The organism is Streptomyces xylophagus (genome assembly GCF_000716435.1).
Lineage (GTDB): Bacteria > Actinomycetota > Actinomycetes > Streptomycetales > Streptomycetaceae > Streptomyces > Streptomyces xylophagus.
The window spans coordinates 1-529 of the sequence record NZ_JNWO01000126.1 but is presented as its reverse complement, the minus strand read 5'-3'; the positions used below and the strand labels follow the sequence as shown (position 1 = coordinate 529).

At 53.7% G+C, this 529-nt stretch carries 1 protein-coding gene; it reads left to right on the top strand.

All coding sequences use genetic code 11. The features are described 5' to 3' along the window. The coding region (locus OO70_RS55200) for a hypothetical protein (RefSeq protein ID WP_158711692.1) at positions 1-380 on the top strand (380 nt) is incomplete at its 5' end. Between the last annotated feature and the right edge of the window lie 149 nt (positions 381-529).

The following is a 529-nucleotide window of genomic DNA, read 5'->3' as shown; positions in this document are numbered from 1 at the left end:
ATCCAAAGACCAACGCGCAACGCAACCTTTGCGGTCGCACACATTACGTGGATGACGATAATTTGCGATTCCACAAGTCGCGCGTCATCTCCGCGCGAGTCGTCGACAACGGTTTGCTTTTCGCAATCGTCACAAGCGATGCACTCGACTTTGAGAATCGCAAGCGAGGCTTTCGCTACGTCATATTTGACGTGTTCGGAACTGTGGTTTCGCGTTGCGATCTAGAACACGCGCGCCGCACATCAGAGCAAGCCACTAAAGATATGTGGGATTGCTTGAACACGCTTGATGCTAAGGCGATCACTCGCGCGGCAATCGAGCGCGCAGAACGTAACCACGCAAACGAAATGGCCGACCTTCGCGCCAAGTTGGAAGGTTGAGCCAATGCCTGAATTTGTCTTGAACGATACCCCCGCGCCGCGTGCTTACGACAAGCTTTCAACGTTCGCGAAGGCATACGTAGAAGCCGTGTTTTTCACCAATGGCGACACGGGCGACGACAACGAGTCGCGGTTGAATGATTTGGGAG